This window comes from Pacificibacter marinus, from assembly GCF_018860505.1.
Classification (GTDB): domain Bacteria; phylum Pseudomonadota; class Alphaproteobacteria; order Rhodobacterales; family Rhodobacteraceae; genus Celeribacter; species Celeribacter marinus_B.
Genome location: NZ_JAHKPU010000015.1, coordinates 1 through 18,878 on the forward strand (window position 1 = coordinate 1; position 18,878 = coordinate 18,878).

Genomic DNA, 18,878 nt, shown 5'->3' on the forward strand with positions numbered 1-18,878 from the left:
GCCGTCCATTTGAGCCGCACCAGTGATCATGTTTTTCACGTAGTCGGCGTGACCTGGGCAGTCAACGTGCGCGTAGTGGCGGTTTTCTGTTTCGTACTCAACGTGCGCAGTCGAAATGGTGATGCCGCGTGCTTTTTCTTCGGGCGCGCCGTCAATTTCGTCGTACGCTTGAAAGTGATCAGAGAACTGACGCGTGATCGCAGCAGTCAATGTAGTTTTACCGTGGTCAACGTGGCCGATTGTGCCGATGTTGCAGTGCGGTTTATTACGCTCGAACTTTTCCTTAGCCATGATGGCCTCCTATTAAATCTGTGGGGGACCGAACCGAGATCCGGTCCCCAATTTGGATTAAGCAAATTTCGCTTGAATTTCTTCGGAGATGTTCGAAGGAACAGCTTCGTAGTGATCAAACTGCATCGAGAATTGCGCACGTCCAGAAGACATAGAGCGCAATGTGTTGATGTAACCGAACATGTTGGCAAGTGGAACGAACGCGTCGATGGCAATTGCATTGCCGCGTGTGTCCTGACCCTGAACCTGCCCACGACGGGAAGTAAGGTCACCAATGATGCCACCAGTGTATTCTTCTGGTGTAATCACTTCGACTTTCATGATTGGCTCGAGCATTTTCGCGCCAGCTTTTTTCATGCCTTCACGCATACACATACGTGCAGCGATCTCAAATGCCATGATTGAGGAGTCAACATCGTGGAACTTACCGTCAAGCAAGATCACTTTGAAGTCGATCACAGGGAAGCCAGCCAATGGGCCGTTATCCATGACAGACAAGATGCCTTTTTCAACGCCAGGAATGTATTCCTTAGGCACAGAACCACCAACAATTTTGGACTCGAAGGAGTACCCTTCGCCAGGCTCAGTGGGAATGATTTGCATCTTCACTTCGCCGTACTGACCAGAACCACCAGACTGTTTCTTGTGGGTGTATGTGTGTTCAACTTCGTGAGAAATTGTTTCACGGTAAGCCACTTGTGGGGCGCCGATGTTGGCTTCCACTTTAAACTCACGTTTCATACGGTCCACGAGAATGTCGAGGTGAAGCTCGCCCATGCCTTTCATGATGGTCTGACCAGATTCGAGGTCAGTTTCCACACGGAAGGATGGATCTTCAGCAGAAAGACGCTGAAGCGCGATGCCCATTTTCTCTTGGTCAGCTTTTGTTTTTGGCTCGACCGCGATCTCGATCACAGGCTCTGGGAACGTCATTGTTTCAAGAACAACAGGCTCAGAAGGTGAACACAGCGTGTCCCCTGTGGTCGTGTTTTTCAAACCACCCAAAGCAATAATGTCACCCGCGAACGCTTCCGTGATTTCTTCGCGATCGTTAGAGTGCATCATCATCATACGGCCAACACGCTCTTTGTTACCCTTGGTAGAGTTGAGCAAGTTGTCACCTTTTTCGAGTGTACCGGAATAGATCCGAGTAAACGTCAAGGAGCCAACGAATGGGTCATTCATGATTTTAAACGCAAGGCCAGAGAACGCCATGCTATCATCCGCGCGACGCGGGATATCACGTGTCTCAGTCTCGTCGCCTGGCTTAAAGCCCATGTAGTCAACAACGTCGAGCGGGCTCGGCAAGTAGTCAACAACAGCGTTGAGCAATGGCTGAACGCCTTTGTTTTTGAAGGCGGAGCCACCAAGAACTGGGACGAAAGACAAAGACAGACAAGATTTGCGGATCAACGCACGCAATGCAGGAACCTCAGGCTCTACGCCTTCAAGGTATGCTTCCATTGCAGCATCGTCTTGCTCGACAGCAGCTTCGACGAGCTTTTCACGGTACTCAGCAGCGAGATCAGCCAAGCTGTCACGGATCGGAGCTTTGATCCAAGACGCGCCAAGGTCTTCACCTTGCCACAACCACTCTTCCATCGTGACCAAATCGACCAAGCCTTCCAGCTCGTCTTCGGCACCGATTGGGAACGCAACGGGAATAGCACGCGCGCCACAACGATCTTCGATCATTTCGACACACTTAAAGAAGTCCGCTCCGATTTTGTCCATTTTGTTGACAAAAACCATACGTGGAACTTTGTAGCGGTCAGCCTGACGCCAAACAGTTTCTGTTTGTGGTTCAACACCAGCGTTGGCGTCCAGAACACAAACAGCCCCATCGAGAACAGCCAAGGAACGCTCAACTTCAATCGTGAAGTCAACGTGACCTGGTGTGTCGATGATGTTCATGCGGTGCTTAGGAGAGTCGGCCTCTATGCCGTTCTCAGTACGCTCCCAGAATGTCGTCGTCGCAGCGGAAGTAATCGTAATACCCCGTTCCTGCTCCTGCTCCATCCAGTCCATTGTCGCAGCGCCATCGTGCACTTCGCCAATGTTGTGAGATTTACCTGTGTAGTACAGGATGCGCTCGGAACAGGTGGTTTTACCTGCATCGATGTGCGCAATGATACCGAAGTTACGGTACAGTTCGAGAGGGTAATCGCGTGCCATGTCGGTGCTTTCCTCTTACCAGCGGTAGTGGCTGAACGCTTTGTTCGCGTCGGCCATTTTGTGCGTATCTTCGCGTTTTTTCACAGCGGAACCACGGCCGTTAACTGCGTCAAGCAATTCACCGGCGAGGCGTTCTTCCATTGTGTTTTCGTTGCGTGAACGTGCAGCGTTGATCAACCAGCGAATAGCAAGAGCTTCGCGGCGCTCTGTGCGCACTTCAACAGGCACCTGATACGTTGCACCACCAACACGGCGTGAGCGAACTTCAACAGATGGCTTAACGTTTTCGAGTGCTTCGTGGAACACTTCTACAGGTGCTTTTTTGAGCTTGTCTTCAACGCGGTCGAATGCGTTGTAAACGATTTTCTCAGCAGCAGATTTTTTACCATCGATCATGAGATTGTTCATGAACTTGGACAAAACGCGATCACCAAATTTGGCGTCGGGCAGAATTTCGCGCTTTTCAGCGGCGTGACGACGGGACATACCAGTCTCTCCTTACTTAGGACGCTTAGCGCCGTATTTCGAACGACGTTGTTTACGATCTTTAACGCCTTGCGTATCAAGCACACCGCGCAGGATGTGGTAACGAACGCCTGGAAGATCTTTTACGCGGCCGCCACGGATCAGGACAACAGAGTGTTCCTGAAGGTTGTGGCTTTCACCTGGGATGTAAGAAATGACCTCAAAACCGTTTGTAAGGCGCACTTTGGCAACTTTACGCATAGCGGAGTTCGGTTTCTTTGGCGTCGTTGTGTAGACGCGCGTACATACACCACGTTTTTGTGGGCAGGACTCCAAGTGCATAGACTTCGAGCGCTTAACTTTCGGCTGGCGCGGCTTGCGGATCAGCTGTTGGATCGTTGGCATTGAGGGATTCCCCGTATTTCAACACATTTCGCCATGACGATTGTCATGACATCTCAGATAGACCGTTATGCAGTGCGCATAACACAAAAACCCGCTATCGCTCCCATTCCGAGGTGAACGACGCGGTGAGTTCCCAGAGGATCAAAGCGTCTCAAATTGCTTGGATCTTGGCCACTACGATGTAGAATTCGGCGAAAAGGAGGAAACCCCCTATGCCGGATGAGCGCTCGTATATGGAGAGTCGCGCCCCTTGTCAACAGCGCCCCCGCTTTGCCACCTGCCCGTCTGGGAACTGGCGCGCGAATGCCCATCCTAAGCACAACTTGCCCATTTAAAACGGCCGCGAAGATCACGGAAACACGGCGACAAACAAGTCACCCCAAGGCAAGTTCATTTTCTAAAACGCCCTAATGTTGCCTTTGTTAATACTTCATAGCTAGATTGCACGAAACCGCTAGTGTGGCGGGATATGAAAGCCGAAATTAGGACCCTATGCGCTACACTGTTGCAACAAAGGTAAAGAATGAAGGCGCCTTTTTACTCGAATGGGTGGCGTGGCAAAAGATGCTTGGGTTCGATGATATCCTTGTCGTCCACAACGATTGTGACACCATTTTCAAAGATATGCTTTCTTGCCTGCAAGCAGCGGGCTGGATCACCGCCGCCGAGCATTTCCCTGACGACGGAAAGCTCGCGGGGCCGTCTGCACAAAACTGCATCAAGCAACACCCATTGGTCAAACGCACCGACTGGTTGTTCATCTGTGATGTGGACGAGTATCTGGTGATCCATGACGGAGACCAAACTGTTCCCTCATTCTTGGAGGGCAGGCACTTGCACGAAGCCGGGTTCGTCGTGCAGTGGAAATCCTTTGGAACGGCAGGCAAGCACAGCTGGAAAGATCGGTTACTGCATCGCACCTTCACGCAAGCCGCAGCAACCAAGACCCCCGCAAATATGTTCTATAAGTCTTTCATTTATAAACCGCGCCGCTTTCGCAAACTTGGGGCGCATGAACCATACGGGTTTAAGGGCGACGGCGCATGGGGCGATGGCGCGAATGTGTTCCACCGCGCGAACGGAACGCACATCAATTTCAACCCGAATGGCAAACCCAAGATGCGCGTCAATCCGAAATGGGTTTCGCACGAAGGGGCCCAGCTGAATCATTACGTCACCAAATGGTTCGAGAGCTTTTCAGCCAAGGCCGGCACCTCAAGCCTCTACAATCGGAGCGCAAAAAACCGCTATTCCATGAATTTCTTTGAGCGCTACAACCGCAATGATGGAGAAGATACGTCGGCGATCGCGTTCAAGCACCGCTTTCAACCCATATACGATAGATTGATGGCAGTTCCTGGGATCAAGGCGCTGCATCATTTGAATTGCGCGCTTTATGTGAAGATGCTCAACGAAAACACCGGTTTCAAGACCGAGGACGACGCGCGTTATACGGAACAATTGCAAGCCGCAAAAGATGCCGCGCTTCAATCCGACTAGCGAAAATCAAAGGTAGAAAGTACCTTTTACACATCATACCAAACACAAAAAAGGGCCCCGCAATCTAGCGAGGCCCTTTTGAATTTTATGTCTTACGCTTACGCGTCAGATTCTGGTGTCTCAACCAAAGTGCTTGAGAAGACATCATCCGCAGCTTCAACCGCAGCTGGCGCTGGGGCTGCAAGCAAGGCTGCTGCTTCTGCTTCTGCACGCGCGTCTTCGATCACTGTTGTATCGCGATCTAGGGCGATTTTGCGTACGGCTTTGGTTGCACCACCGGTACCGGCAGGGATCAAGCGGCCCACGATAACGTTTTCTTTGAGACCAACCAGTTTGTCGCGCTTGCCTTGGACAGATGCTTCGGTGAGCACGCGGGTGGTTTCTTGGAAAGACGCCGCAGAGATAAACGAACGTGTCTGCAAGGACGCCTTGGTGATCCCAAGAAGGATCGGCTGGCCTTTTGCAGGACGACCATTTTTGGACTCTGCTTTCGCGTTGGCTTCTTCAAATTCGATTTTGTCCACGTTCTCGCCTTTGAGAAGTGTGGTGTCACCGGATTCGAGGATTTCCCATTTTTGCAACATCTGACGAACGATAACCTCGATGTGCTTATCGTTGATCTTAACGCCTTGCAGACGGTAGACCTCTTGGACCTCGGCGATCATGTAAACAGCCAGTGCCTCGATACCCATAATCGCAAGGATATCATGCGGCGCAGGGTTGCCGTCCATGATGTAGTCGCCTTTGGTCACAAAGTCGCCTTCGGCCACAGGGATGTGTTTGCCCTTTGGCACCATGTATTCGACTTTGACGTCTGAATCTTCTGCAGATTCAATCGCGATACGACGTTTGTTTTTGTAGTCTTTGCCAAAGCGCACGTAACCGTCGATTTCCGCGATGATCGCGTGATCTTTTGGACGACGTGCTTCGAAGAGCTCGGCAACACGCGGCAAACCACCGGTGATGTCTTTGGTCTTCGCGCCTTCGCGTGGAATACGTGCAACTACGTCACCCGCTTGAATGTCCTGACCGTCCTCGATTGAGAGGATGGCATCGACAGACATCAAGTAAGTCACAGGGTTGCCAACGTCATTGCGCATGGGTTCGCCATCAGCATCCAAGATCAGAACCTCAGGTTTCAGGTCGCCACCTTTTGGCACAGAGCGCCAATCGGATACGATTTTCTGAGACATGCCAGTCGCGTCATCGGTAACGTCGCGAACAGACAGACCTGAGATAAGATCAACAAACTTCGCTTTACCGCCTTTTTCAGCGATGATTGGAAGTGTGTACGGATCCCACTCAAACAGCTTGTGACCCCGTGGGATTGTTTCGCCGTCTTTAACAAACACTTTGGTACCGTAACCGAGTTTGTATGACGCACGTTCAACGCCATGTTCGTCCACGATCGCCATTTGCATGTTACGTCCCATAACGATGTTTTCGCCATGAGTGTTTTCAAGCAATAGTGCGTTCGTGAGAACGATTTTGCCCTCTTGGCTCGACTCTTGGAAGGACTGTTGACCACCCTGCGCAACACCGCCGATGTGGAAGGTACGCATTGTAAGCTGCGTGCCTGGCTCACCGATGGATTGTGCCGCGATGATGCCAACAGCCTCACCTTGGTTGACCATAGTCCCACGTGCAAGGTCACGACCGTAACACATCGCACAAACGCCTTCTTCTGCTTCACATGTCAGCGGTGAACGGATGCGCATTGTAGCGATCCCTGCAGCTTCGATGATGTCAGATTTGCGTTCGTCGATCAGTTCGTTTTTCGCAACCAGAACCTCGTCTGTGCCAGGACGCAGAACGTCGTCAGCAGAAACTCGGCCCAAGATACGTTCAGCCAAAGACGCAACAACTTCACCGTCATTCACGGCAGCTTCAGCTGTGATGGCGATTTCAGTGCCACAATCGACTTCGCGAATGATACAATCTTGTGCAACGTCCACAAGACGACGCGTGAGGTAACCCGAGTTCGCTGTTTTAAGCGCTGTATCGGACAGACCCTTACGTGCCCCGTGTGTCGAGTTAAAGTACTCGAGAACGGTAAGACCTTCTTTAAAGTTCGAGATGATCGGTGTCTCGATGATCTCGCCGGATGGTTTGGCCATAAGACCGCGCATACCGCCAAGCTGTTTCATCTGAGTAACCGAACCACGCGCACCAGAGTGAGCCATCATGTAAACTGAGTTTGGCTCGTTTTCAGCGCCATTCTCGTCCACACCCGCTGTCGAGATGTTCAACATCATCGCATCGGTGACTTTGTCATTACACTTGGCCCAAGCATCAACAACTTTGTTGTACTTCTCGCCTTGGGTGATCAGACCATCCATGTACTGCTGTTCGAAATCCTTAACTTGATCGCGGGTCTCATCAACCAGCGGCCATTTTGAGTCAGGGATAACCATGTCGTCTTTACCGAACGAGATGCCAGCTTTGAACGCTTCACGGAAGCCCAAAGTCATGATCTGGTCACAGAAGATCACAGACTCTTTTTGACCACAGTAGCGGTAAACAGTGTCGATGACCTGCTGCACTTCTTTCTTACGAAGAAGACGGTTCACAAGATCAAATGGCGCTTTCGCGTTCAGCGGCAAGAGGCCACCAAGGCGCAAACGGCCCGGCGTTGTGTCGAACAAAACAGGCACTTCAAGACCGTGCTCGTCGATTTGCGTCATACGCGCTTTGATTTTGGCGTGCAGATGGACTTCGCCAGCATTCAATGCGTGCTCAACCTCTTCGATGTCAGAGAAGATCATGCCTTCACCCTTCATCCCGCTACGCTCCATAGTCACGTAGTAGAGACCCAAGATCATATCCTGTGACGGAACAATGATCGGCGCGCCGTTGGCTGGCGACAGAACGTTGTTCGTGGACATCATCAAGACGCGTGCTTCAAGCTGTGCTTCCAAAGACAAAGGCACGTGAACAGCCATTTGGTCACCGTCGAAGTCAGCGTTAAACGCGGAACAAACGAGTGGGTGCAAGTTGATCGCTTTGCCTTCAACCAACACAGGTTCAAACGCTTGGATGCCCAAACGGTGAAGTGTTGGCGCACGGTTGAGCATCACTGGGTGTTCGCGAATAACCTCGTCGAGGATATCCCACACTTCGGGACGCTCTTTTTCGACCAATTTCTTGGCTTGCTTCACAGTGGAAGACAGACCTTTGGCCTCAAGACGCGAATAGATGAACGGTTTGAACAGCTCGAGCGCCATCTTTTTGGGCAAACCACATTGATGAAGCTTGAGCTCAGGGCCCGTCACAATCACCGAACGACCAGAGAAGTCGACGCGTTTACCCAAAAGGTTCTGACGGAAGCGACCTTGCTTACCCTTCAGCATGTCAGACAGCGATTTCAACGGACGCTTGTTGGCGCCAGTGATCACGCGGCCACGACGGCCGTTGTCGAACAAAGCGTCGACAGATTCTTGCAACATACGTTTCTCGTTGCGCACGATGATATCGGGCGCACGCAGCTCGATGAGGCGCTTGAGACGGTTGTTACGGTTGATCACGCGGCGGTACAGATCGTTGAGATCGGATGTCGCGAAACGGCCACCATCAAGTGGTACGAGTGGACGCAATTCTGGCGGGATCACAGGGATCACTGTCAGGATCATCCACTCAGGACGGTTGCCAGATTCCAAGAAAGACTCAACGATTTTGAGACGCTTGATGATCTTTTTAGGCTTTAGCTCGCCAGTCGCTTCTTTAAGGTCTTCGCGCAGTTGGTCTGCGGTGGACTCAAGATCGATATTGGACAGCATTTTACGGATTGCTTCGGCGCCGATGTCGGCCTCGAATGCGTCCGCGCCGTAGATGTCTTGCGCGTCCATGAACTCTTCTTCGGTCATCATTTGACCATAGGTGAGTTCTGTCAGACCCGGTTCGATCACGACATAGTTTTCAAAGTACAAAACGCGTTCAAGATCACGTAAAGTCATATCGAGCATAAGGCCGATACGGCTTGGAAGTGATTTCAAGAACCAGATGTGCGCCACTGGAGCTGCAAGCTCGATGTGGCCCATACGTTCGCGGCGGACTTTCTGGAGGGTAACCTCAACACCACATTTCTCGCAGACAACGCCGCGGTACTTCATGCGTTTGTATTTACCACACAAGCATTCGTAGTCTTTGATCGGGCCAAAGATACGCGCACAGAAAAGGCCGTCACGTTCTGGTTTGAACGTCCGGTAGTTAATGGTTTCTGGCTTTTTGATTTCGCCATAAGACCATGAAAGAATCCGCTCAGGAGAGGCCAAGGACACTTTGATCTCGTCAAAGGTCGATGGCTGCGCCAGAGGGTTAAACGGGTTTGTTGTTAGTTCCTGGTTCATCTTTTGAGTTCCTCAAATTGTTGCGGAAAGGAGAGAGAAATAAGCGCCGAAGCCCTTATTCCTCATCCTCCGCATCCAGGAGTTCCATATTGAGACCGAGGCCACGGACTTCTTTGACAAGAACATTGAAGGACTCGGGGATACCCGCTTCAAAGTTGTCTTCGCCCTTAACGATCGACTCGTAGACTTTCGCACGACCAGCGACGTCATCTGACTTAACTGTGAGCATCTCTTGCAGCGTGTATGCCGCGCCATATGCTTCCAGTGCCCAGACTTCCATCTCACCAAAGCGCTGACCACCAAACTGCGCCTTACCACCCAGCGGCTGCTGCGTAACAAGGGAGTATGGTCCCGTAGAACGGGCGTGGATTTTGTCATCCACAAGGTGGTGCAGTTTCAGCAGGTACTTCATGCCGACTGTGACACGACGTGAAAATTGCTCACCTGTGCGACCATCAAACAAGACAGACTGTGCTGAAGTGTCAAAACCAGCTTTAGCCAAAGCTTCGTTGATGTCCGCTTCTTTCGCACCATCAAAAACAGGTGTTGCGATTGGAACACCGTTTGTGACATTGCCAGCTTTTTCAAGCAGGTCTTCATCGTCGAGGTCTTTCAGAATCTCGTCATGCACATTGTCGCCGTACACGAATTTCATCGCGTCTTTGACAGGGGTCATGTCACCTGAGCGGCGGTATTCTTGCAGAGCTTCGTCCACTTGAATGCCCATGCCGCGTGCGGCCCAACCCATGTGAGTTTCAAGAATCTGACCAACGTTCATACGTGATGGAACGCCGAGCGGGTTCAGACAGAAATCAACCGGTGTACCATCTGCGAGGAACGGCATGTCCTCCATTGGCACAACGCGTGAAATCACACCTTTGTTCCCGTGACGACCAGCCATTTTATCACCAGGCTGAAGCTTACGCTTCACAGCGATAAAGACTTTGACCATCTTCATCACGCCCGGAGGCAGATCGTCGCCGCGACGTACTTTTTCGACTTTGTCTTCAAAGCGGTGCTCAAGGGCACGTTTTTGAATTTCGTACTGCTCGTTCAAAGCCTCAACGATGATCGCATCGTCTTCATCTTCGAGGGCAAGCTGCCACCACTGACCTTTGGACAGTTGATCCAAAAGTGCCTCATCGACGACAACATTGGGTGCAACGCCTTTCGGACCTTTGGCCGCGACCTTGCCGAGCACCATGGATTTCAGACGCGCATAGATGTTGCGATCCAAGATGCCCATTTCATCGTCACGGTCACGAGCGAGGCGCTCAATTTCTTCACGTTCGATTTGAACAGAACGCTCGTCTTTTTCAACGCCGTGGCGGTTGAAGACGCGCACTTCTACGATCGTGCCGTAGTCGCCCGGTTTCACACGCAAAGATGTGTCACGCACGTCAGAGGCTTTCTCACCAAAGATGGCGCGCAGAAGTTTTTCTTCTGGTGTCATCGGGCTTTCGCCTTTTGGTGTGATTTTACCAACGAGAATATCACCTGGCTCAACATGAGCACCGATGTAGACGATTCCAGCTTCGTCGAGGTTGCGCAGAGCTTCCTCGCCGACGTTTGGAATATCGCGGGTTATTTCCTCTGGGCCGAGTTTCGTATCACGGGCTGCGACTTCGAATTCTTCGATGTGAACCGATGTGAATACGTCGTCACGCGCGATGCGCTCAGAAATCAGAATGGAGTCTTCGTAGTTGTAGCCATTCCAAGGCATAAACGCCACGCAGACGTTTTTACCCAAAGCCAATTCGCCCATATCTGTGGACGGGCCGTCAGCAATAACTTCCATTTTGCCAACAGTGTCGCCAACCTTAACCAATGGTTTTTGGTTGATACAGGTGTTTTGGTTCGACCGTTGGAATTTGCGCAGACGGTAGATGTCTACGCCAGGATCGCCCGGCTCTAGATCGTGTGTCGCACGGACAACGATACGAGTCGCATCGACTTGGTCGATGATACCAGCACGTTTCGCCATGATCGCAGCGCCGGAATCGCGAGCCACAACTTCTTCGATACCTGTGCCGACAAGTGGCGCTTCAGCACGAAGCAGCGGCACAGCCTGACGTTGCATGTTCGACCCCATCAAGGCCCGGTTCGCATCGTCATTTTCGAGGAAGGGAATCAAAGACGCCGCAACGGAGACCAGCTGCTTTGGTGAAACGTCAATCAAATCCACGTTTTCAGGTGGGTTAAGCGCGTGCTCACCAGACTGACGTGTGGAAACGAAATCGTTCGTAAAGCGGTTGTTCTCATCCAAAGACGCGTTGGCCTGCGCCACAGTGTGACGCATTTCTTCGGTCGCGGACATGTACTGAACTTCGTCTGTCACCTGACCGTCAACAACTTTACGGTAAGGCGTTTCGATGAAGCCATATTTGTTCACACGCGCAAAGGTTGCGAGTGAGTTAATCAGACCAATATTCGGCCCCTCTGGCGTCTCAATTGGACACATGCGGCCGTAGTGCGTGATGTGAACATCGCGAACTTCAAAACCAGCACGTTCGCGTGTCAAACCGCCAGGCCCAAGCGCAGACAAACGACGTTTGTGTGTGACTTCGGACAACGGGTTGGTTTGGTCCATGAACTGTGACAACTGCGAAGAGCCGAAGAATTCACGAACAGCAGCAGCCGCAGGTTTCGCGTTGATCAAGTCTTGTGGCATGACTGTGTCGATTTCGACAGACGACATGCGCTCTTTGATCGCGCGCTCCATGCGCAAAAGACCAACACGGTATTGGTTTTCCATCAGCTCGCCAACAGAACGCACACGACGGTTGCCCAAGTGGTCAATATCGTCGATGTCGCCTTTGCCGTCACGCAATTCAACCAATGCTTTGATACAAGCAATGATGTCTTCGCGGCGCAAAGTGCGGTGTGTGTCTGGCGCATCAAGATCGAGACGCATGTTCATTTTCACACGACCAACAGCAGAAAGATCGTAACGCTCGGAGTCGAAGAATAGGCTGTCAAACAAAGTCGACGCCGCATCAACGGTGGGGGGCTCGCCCGGACGCATCACGCGGTAGATATCCATGAGTGCTGTTTCGCGGTTCATGTTTTTATCTTGCGCAAGAGTATTGCGGATGTATGGGCCAACATTCACGCCATCAATGTCGAGCACAGGAATATCGGTAATGCCCGCATCCAAAAGATCTTTCAAAGATCCGCCGATGACTGTGCCGTCTTTGTCCATCTCAAGAAGAAGTTCGTCGCCAGCTTCGACGTAAATCGCGCCAGTTTCTTCATTGATGATGTCTTTGGCGACATATTTGCCGACGATGTTCTCGTAGGGCACGAGAAGTTCTGTAACAGACCCTTCATCGATAATTTTCTTAACAGCGCGCGGCGTCATTTTGTCGCCAGCTTTACAGATAATTTCACCTGTTGCCGCATCGACCAAATCAAACGTCGGACGTGTGCCACGAACGCGCTCAGGGAAGAACGGGGTCACCCAACCTTTGTTCTTTTCGAGCTTGTAGTCGACTGTCTCGTAGTAGGCGTCCATGATGCCTTCTTGGTCGAGACCAAGAGAGTACAACAATGACGTCACTGGCAATTTGCGACGACGGTCAATACGCACGTAAACGGTGTCTTTGGCGTCAAATTCGAAATCAAGCCAAGATCCGCGGTACGGAATGATCCGACATGCGAACAAAAGTTTACCAGAAGAGTGCGTTTTGCCTTTGTCGTGATCAAAGAACACGCCAGGGGAACGGTGCATCTGCGACACGATCACGCGCTCTGTGCCGTTCACAACGAAGGTGCCGTTTGGCGTCATCAAAGGCATATCGCCCATGAACACGTCTTGTTCTTTGATGTCCTTCACAGACTTGGCGCCTGTGTCTTCGTCCACATCAAACACGATGAGGCGCAGCGTCACTTTCAGTGGCGCGCTGTAGGTCATGTCGCGTTGCTGACATTCCTCTACATCGTATTTTGGTTTTTCAAGCTCGTATTTCACGAACTCAAGTACAGCGGTCTCGTTGAAATCCTTGATCGGGAAAACCGATTGGAAAACACCTTTGATGCCTTCGCCGTCAAGCGGCTGTGGCTCATCGCCAGATTTCAAAAAGAGATCGTATGAAGATTTTTGAACCTCAATGAGGTTCGGCATTTCCAATACTTCACGGATTTTGCCGTAATACTTCCGGAGCCGTTTCTGGCCAAGGTAGGTCGAAGCCATGCGCGTCATTACCTTTCGAGTTTTCGCGAGCTGCATCCTGCCGGTGGGCGCCGGCCGATGTACCCTTACGAAACAGAGGAGTTCGATCTATTCCTGCCACCGTCCCACCGGTGGCTCCCGATCTGAACCCTCCTTAGAAAATGCCCTATCCAGGGCACTTACTGAGGCGGATTATTTTATTCCTATCCCTCAAGACAGGTTCGGCTGGACCCCGAAATTCGGGATCCAGCCTTAACTTTATGCGGCCAGTAACTGGCCGATGCGATTAAGCAACTTCGACTGTCGCGCCGGCTGCTTCGAGTTTCGCTTTAACGTCTTCTGCTTCAGCTTTATCAACGCCTTCTTTGATTTTGCCGCCAGCTTCAACGAGGTCTTTTGCTTCTTTCAGGCCGAGACCTGTGATCGCGCGAACTTCTTTGATCACGCCGATTTTAGAAGCGCCTGCGTCTTTGAGAACAACGTCAAATTCAGTTTTCTCTTCAGCAGCTGCACCAGCGTCTGCTGCACCAGCAACCATTACGGCGCCGCCAGCAGCTGGCTCGATGCCGTACTCGTCTTTAAGGATAGTTTTCAGTTCTTGTGCTTCGAGAAGTGTAAGACCTACGATCTCTTCAGCAAGTTTTTTCAGATCAGCCATTGTACTGTTTCCGTTCGTTTTAATTTCTGTTCCAACGTGTGCTTTATGCAAACTACGTCAGTCCTAGATTGCTTATGCAGCGGCTTTGTCTTCGATCGTAGACAAGATACCAGCGATGTTCGAAGCAGGAGCGCCAATCGCGCCAGCGATGTTCGATGCAGGTGCGCCAATGCAACCCACGATAGAAGCAATAAGCTCCTCGCGAGAAGGCATTTTCGCAACGGCAGCAACACCGGCGACGTCGAGAGCGTTATCACCCATAGCACCACCAAGAATAACGTACTTGTCGTTATCTTTAGCGAAGTCCTGAGACACCTTAGCCGCGGCCACAGGATCCTCAGAGTAGGTCATAACAGTCATGCCTGTCAGGTATTCACCGATGCTTGCGCAGGGTTTACCGTCAAGGGCGATTTTGGCGAGCTTGTTCTTGGCAACGCGTACGGATCCACCAACTTCGCGCATACGCGCGCGCAGATCCTGCATATCAGCAACCGTGAGACCTTCGTAGTGGGCAACCACAACGACGCCAGAGCTGTCAAAGATTTGGCCGAGCTCGTCGACCATTTTTTCTTTTTGGGCTCTATCCACAGTTTTTCTCCAAATTTGGGAGGGTTTCCCCTCCCGGCTCATTTCTACCGACAGATGTCGGCACGAAGTCCGTTACGGGGCTGCGCCAAAGTCACCCGAGGTAACACCTCAAATAAACTTTTCGTCTTCCCGTCTCAGGCAGGAATTATAGAAAGTCACCCTTCTACCCGCCGTCTTGGACGAAGCGCAAAACAGCGCACGACGAATCGCACACTGGACTGCAAGATGGTGTTTAGAAGGAATGAAGCGAGAGGGCAAGGGTTTAGGCAAACAGAAAGCCCCGCTAAATTGCGGTCGCCTGATACCTTTTGCTAAAAAAATACTACCACAAAGGCCGTTCGACCGCTAGAGCAACATTGAAACCGCTCAATTTTTACGATCAGCGCCAAAGTTCTGATACGAAAAAGGCGCCCCCTAAGGAGCGCCCTTCAAATCGTGATAGCGGCTGACTTAGTTGCCAGTTGCGCTGTCGATGCTCAAAGTCACGCCTGGGCCCATTGTAGAGGACAAGGAAACTTTCTGCATGTACGCGCCTTTGGACCCTGTTGGTTTCGCTTTTTGAACAGCGTCAACAAATGCACGAACGTTTTCGACAAGCTGCTCAGCAGAGAAAGAAGCTTTGCCAACGCCAGCGTGAACAACGCCGCCTTTTTCAGCTTTGAACTGAACTTCGCCACCTTTTGCTGCTTCAACGGCCGCTTTCACGTCCATAGTCACAGTGCCAACTTTAGGGTTTGGCATAAGGTTGCGTGGGCCAAGCACTTTACCAAGACGCCCAACAACAGGCATCATGTCAGGCGTTGCGATACAACGATCAAAATCAATTGTGCCGCCCTGAATGGTTTCCATCAGATCTTCTGCGCCAACGATGTCTGCGCCAGCAGCCAAAGCTTCTTCAGCTTTAGGGCCGCGCGCGAACACAGCAACACGAACTGTTTTGCCGGTGCCGTTTGGCAAAGACACAACGCCGCGAACCATCTGGTCAGCGTGGCGTGGGTCAACACCAAGGTTCAATGCGATTTCAACAGTTTCGTCGAATTTAGCTGTCGCGCCAGTTTTCACCAATGCGATTGCGTCTTCAACTGTGAGGTCTGCTTTACCCGCGAATGCTTCGCGGTTTGCAGTTGTACGTTTACCGAGTTTCGCCATTACTTCACCTCGATGCCCATAGAACTCGCGGACCCGAGGATGATTTTCATCGCGGCCTCGATGTCGTTTGCGTTCAGGTCTTTCATTTTTGCTTCGGCGATTTCTTTCACCTGAGCAACAGTCACAGTGCCAACAGTTTCGCGACCAGGCAATTTTGCACCGGAAGAGAGTTTCGCAGCTTTCTTGAGGAAGTAAGACGCTGGTGGCGTTTTAATGTCCATCGTGAAAGATTTGTCGGCATAGTAAGTGATCACGGTTGGGCAAGGTGCGCCAACTTCAAGATCCTGCGTTTTTGCGTTAAACGCCTTACAAAATTCCATAATGTTAATGCCGCGCTGACCAAGCGCCGGACCCACGGGTGGGGACGGGTTCGCTTTGCCTGCTGGCACTTGCAGCTTCATAGTACCTGCGAGTTTCTTGGCCATGTGGCCTCTCCTTTTTTTCAACTCCCCGACCAACAGCGCGCTGCGGCGGGATAATGGTTGGTGGTCTGGTCTAGACAACGCGTTGCCTTCGCCTCCCACTCACATAACGATTAGGCCCGTTTATTGACCTGACCGAATTCCAAATCGACCGGCGTAGCACGGCCAAAAATCGAGACAGCGACTTTGAGACGCTGCGCTTCTTCGTCAACCTCTTCGACCATGCCGTCAAAGCCTTCGAATGCGCCCTCAGCCACGGATACGCTTTCACCTACTTCAAAGGTGATGGTAGACCGTGGCGCTTCTGCGCTTGTTTCTTCTGCGCGACCGACAATCGCCGCGACCTCAGCATCGCGCATCGGCACGGGACGACCGAAAGCCCCAAGAAAACCGGTAACGCGGTTGATCGAGTTCACGAGGTGATAGCCTTCGTCGGTCATTTCCATGCGTACCAACACATAGCCGGGCATGAAACGACGCTCGGCGGTCACTTTTTTACCGCGGCGCACTTCGATGACCTCTTCGGTCGGCACCAAAACTTCGTCGAACTGATCCTCAAGGCCCTTTTCCACCACGGCAACCCTGATCGCTTCGGCAATTTTTTTCTCGAAGTTCGAGAGAACGCTCACCGAATACCAACGCTTAGCCATGATGCCTGTGCCTTTTCAATCATTCCAGTATTTCTACCGGATATCGTTATTTCCTAAGCACTTATGTGCCTTTTCCCTGAACAGTAAAGCGGCGCGCAACACGAATCGATGCACGCCAGCCCAGTGGAATGGGCAGGGATTACCGCGCCGCGTCCATAAGTTCAAGTGCTTAGACGCCTCTTACCCCCTGAGATCGTGCTATTTTTTAAGCGCATCATCAGGTTGTAACCCCGTAGGCATCCCGTCCATGGACATAAGATTTTTCTTACGCTTATATGCCTCGATCTCATCATCCGTTTTTGAAGTGGCCCAATTTTTAAGTGAAGGGCGCTCGCGGGCAAATTCGAACATCGGCACACCATAGCCGCAAGACGTTTGCACCAGATCGAAATCGAGAACGAAAATCTGTCGCGCGTTGCGCGGCTCCTCATCGAAATGTAGCCTTATTAGCCTATCGTATTCGTTAGTGCCGCGATGAACCGTGCGCCCAGTGCCATACAAACGCATGATCATGGGCGGCCCTGCAACGGCACAGAACATAAATGTCAAACGACCATCCGCCAGCAGATGCGCTGCGGTTTCATTACTGGAGCCAACAAGGTCAAGAAACAGGGCCTCATTCGGACCTGTAATGCGCAGCAACTCTGTTGAGCGGGGCGTCAAATTGATCCGCGCGCCATCAGCCGCCGAGGCACAAAAGAATATGTGCTGACGCGCAACAAACGCGGCATGATCGTCAGACAAAGATTTGAACTGCTCAGCCATACCAGGACCTCATTGGCCCAAAACTGGACCGAAAATTAACCTACAAAGTTAAGAAGCGCCGCAAGACCGGTGCGGATGCCGATATCTACGAGGAAAAAGAATGTCGCAGTCAAGGCCGCCATGATGAAGACCATCACAGTTGTTAGCATCACTTCGCGGCGAGTCGGCCAGACGATTTTTGTCGCTTCTGCACGGACTTGTTGAATGAACAGAAGTGGGTTTGCCTTGGCCATGTCTTTTCCTAAACCTATAGGTCGTGTGTGATGTCGTGTTGGGCATGTACGCCACAGCGGGCCTGAATTCAAGCCCGAAGGATAGCAAAGCACCAGCTTGTGTGCTGCTTACGCATTAGAATGACACACTCTGCCCCACCAAAACAAATTTTCGCGCAAAACCGCCAACGTAAATGGCGGATGCACGAGAATCGGAACTGTTTGAAAATGGCAGGGGCACACAGACTCGAACTGTGGGCCTACGGTTTTGGAGACCGTCGCTCTACCAACTGAGCTATACCCCTATCGTCGAGCTGGAATTACGCGAAGCGTAGGATCATTGCAAGAGGGTTTTGGTAATAAGCTATCGCAACCAACCTGTTTTTAACCGATGCTCACGTCTATTGCGGTCTCATCGATTAATCTCCAACGAACGCATAGGTCAGCAGCCCTGGAAACGAAAATAAATATCGGTCGCTGTCATTCAAATCACGTAACTCAATTTGGGCGCTAAACACAATGAATGCGACGATAACAACGGGTGAGAACACCACATAAAGCCTGTCGCGGCACGATTGATGGGTTCGGCATAAAATCGCGATCATCCCCCCCCCCGCGAGGTAGCCGGTGTTTCCGATCATTGTTGCAAACCCAATTGATGTCACAAAAACGATCACGACAGCGCCCCCGCGAAGGTAATCACGATGCCTATCACTTGAACTTGGGCTGAGGTCAGGCCTGCTGATAGAAACCAGCCCACGATTTCGCCAACCAAAGCGCGGCGTTAAAAGCCATTGTTGTAGGAAAAAAGATATTGCGTCATCGACCAAGACGACAAGACACTCATGCGCGTCAAACAAACAAGAATGAAGGCGAAGACAGCCAAACGAAGTGACGTTTTTGCGGATTACTCCACTGTCAGTACCTTATGATAATTAACGAATAAAGCACTCAATCGCTTCACGAGCGTGCGCTAGGACAATGAATCAAATTAACCATGATGTTCAAAACCAAAAAGGCCGCCCTTACGAGCGGCCTTTTCTAAGTCTTATAAGCGGTGAGGCTTACTCGATGATTTTAG

The 18,878-nt window shown here is 51.4% G+C and carries 15 protein-coding genes and 1 tRNA gene; 1 reads left to right on the plus strand and 15 read right to left on the minus strand.

What is annotated here, in order from left to right:
• From KO503_RS03025 to rpsL, 4 genes are all read right to left on the minus strand, one after another.
• Positions 1-291, minus strand: a 291-nt coding sequence (locus KO503_RS03025) for a GTP-binding protein (protein ID WP_215990122.1), incomplete at its 3' end; no start/stop codon positions are given.
• Positions 292-348: 57 nt separating this feature from the next.
• On the minus strand, positions 349-2,466 hold the full coding sequence (gene fusA / locus KO503_RS03030) for an elongation factor G (protein WP_215990123.1): 2,118 nt from the start codon (positions 2,464-2,466) through the stop codon (positions 349-351).
• A gap of 15 nt (positions 2,467-2,481) precedes the next feature.
• Positions 2,482-2,952 (minus strand): 30S ribosomal protein S7, encoded by a 471-nt coding sequence (gene rpsG / locus KO503_RS03035; protein WP_215942397.1) that lies wholly within the window; start codon positions 2,950-2,952, stop codon positions 2,482-2,484.
• 12 nt (positions 2,953-2,964) lie between these two features.
• Positions 2,965-3,336 carry a 30S ribosomal protein S12 gene (rpsL, locus tag KO503_RS03040; protein ID WP_085848203.1) on the minus strand — a complete coding sequence of 124 codons (372 nt, stop codon included), beginning with the start codon at positions 3,334-3,336 and terminating at the stop codon, positions 2,965-2,967.
• A gap of 492 nt (positions 3,337-3,828) precedes the next feature.
• Here rpsL and KO503_RS03045 point away from each other — a divergent pair, with 492 nt between their 5' ends.
• A complete protein-coding gene (locus KO503_RS03045; protein ID WP_215990124.1) occupies positions 3,829-4,836 on the plus strand; it encodes a glycosyltransferase family 2 protein in 1,008 nt (335 codons plus the stop codon).
• Positions 4,837-4,934: 98 nt separating this feature from the next.
• Here the strand turns inward: KO503_RS03045 and rpoC are convergent, their stop codons facing one another.
• The 11 genes from rpoC to KO503_RS03100 all read right to left on the minus strand — a co-directional run bounded on the left by rpoC (position 4,935) and on the right by KO503_RS03100 (position 18,627).
• The gene (rpoC, locus tag KO503_RS03050; RefSeq protein WP_215990125.1) at positions 4,935-9,182 is read right to left on the minus strand and encodes a DNA-directed RNA polymerase subunit beta'; all 4,248 of its coding nucleotides are present in this window, start codon (positions 9,180-9,182) and stop codon (positions 4,935-4,937) included.
• Between the two features lie 55 nt (positions 9,183-9,237).
• Positions 9,238-13,374 (minus strand): DNA-directed RNA polymerase subunit beta, encoded by a 4,137-nt coding sequence (gene rpoB / locus KO503_RS03055; RefSeq protein WP_215990126.1) that lies wholly within the window; start codon positions 13,372-13,374, stop codon positions 9,238-9,240.
• 265 nt (positions 13,375-13,639) lie between these two features.
• A complete protein-coding gene (rplL, locus tag KO503_RS03060) occupies positions 13,640-14,011 on the minus strand; it encodes a 50S ribosomal protein L7/L12 (RefSeq protein ID WP_215942401.1) in 372 nt (123 codons plus the stop codon).
• Between the two features lie 72 nt (positions 14,012-14,083).
• Complete coding sequence (gene rplJ / locus KO503_RS03065; protein ID WP_215990127.1) at positions 14,084-14,599, minus strand: 50S ribosomal protein L10; 516 nt, start codon at positions 14,597-14,599, stop codon at positions 14,084-14,086.
• A gap of 450 nt (positions 14,600-15,049) precedes the next feature.
• Entirely contained in the window at positions 15,050-15,748 is a 699-nt protein-coding gene (rplA, locus tag KO503_RS03070; protein WP_215990128.1) for a 50S ribosomal protein L1, read from the minus strand.
• Complete coding sequence (rplK, locus tag KO503_RS03075; RefSeq protein ID WP_215942404.1) at positions 15,748-16,173, minus strand: 50S ribosomal protein L11; 426 nt, start codon at positions 16,171-16,173, stop codon at positions 15,748-15,750. Before rplK ends, rplA begins: the two co-directional genes overlap by 1 nt.
• 110 nt (positions 16,174-16,283) lie before the next feature.
• A complete protein-coding gene (nusG, locus tag KO503_RS03080; protein WP_215990129.1) occupies positions 16,284-16,820 on the minus strand; it encodes a transcription termination/antitermination protein NusG in 537 nt (178 codons plus the stop codon).
• Between the two features lie 198 nt (positions 16,821-17,018).
• The gene (locus tag KO503_RS03085) at positions 17,019-17,585 is read right to left on the minus strand and encodes a pyridoxamine 5'-phosphate oxidase family protein (RefSeq protein WP_215990130.1); all 567 of its coding nucleotides are present in this window, start codon (positions 17,583-17,585) and stop codon (positions 17,019-17,021) included.
• A gap of 35 nt (positions 17,586-17,620) precedes the next feature.
• Positions 17,621-17,818, minus strand: coding sequence for a preprotein translocase subunit SecE (gene secE, locus KO503_RS03090; protein WP_215942407.1), 198 nt, complete (start codon positions 17,816-17,818; stop codon positions 17,621-17,623).
• A gap of 208 nt (positions 17,819-18,026) precedes the next feature.
• Positions 18,027-18,102, minus strand: a tRNA-Trp gene (locus tag KO503_RS03095).
• Between the two features lie 114 nt (positions 18,103-18,216).
• Positions 18,217-18,627: a hypothetical protein gene (locus KO503_RS03100; RefSeq protein ID WP_215990131.1), complete on the minus strand. Its 411-nt coding sequence runs from the start codon at positions 18,625-18,627 to the stop codon at positions 18,217-18,219.
• Positions 18,628-18,878 lie beyond the last annotated feature (251 nt).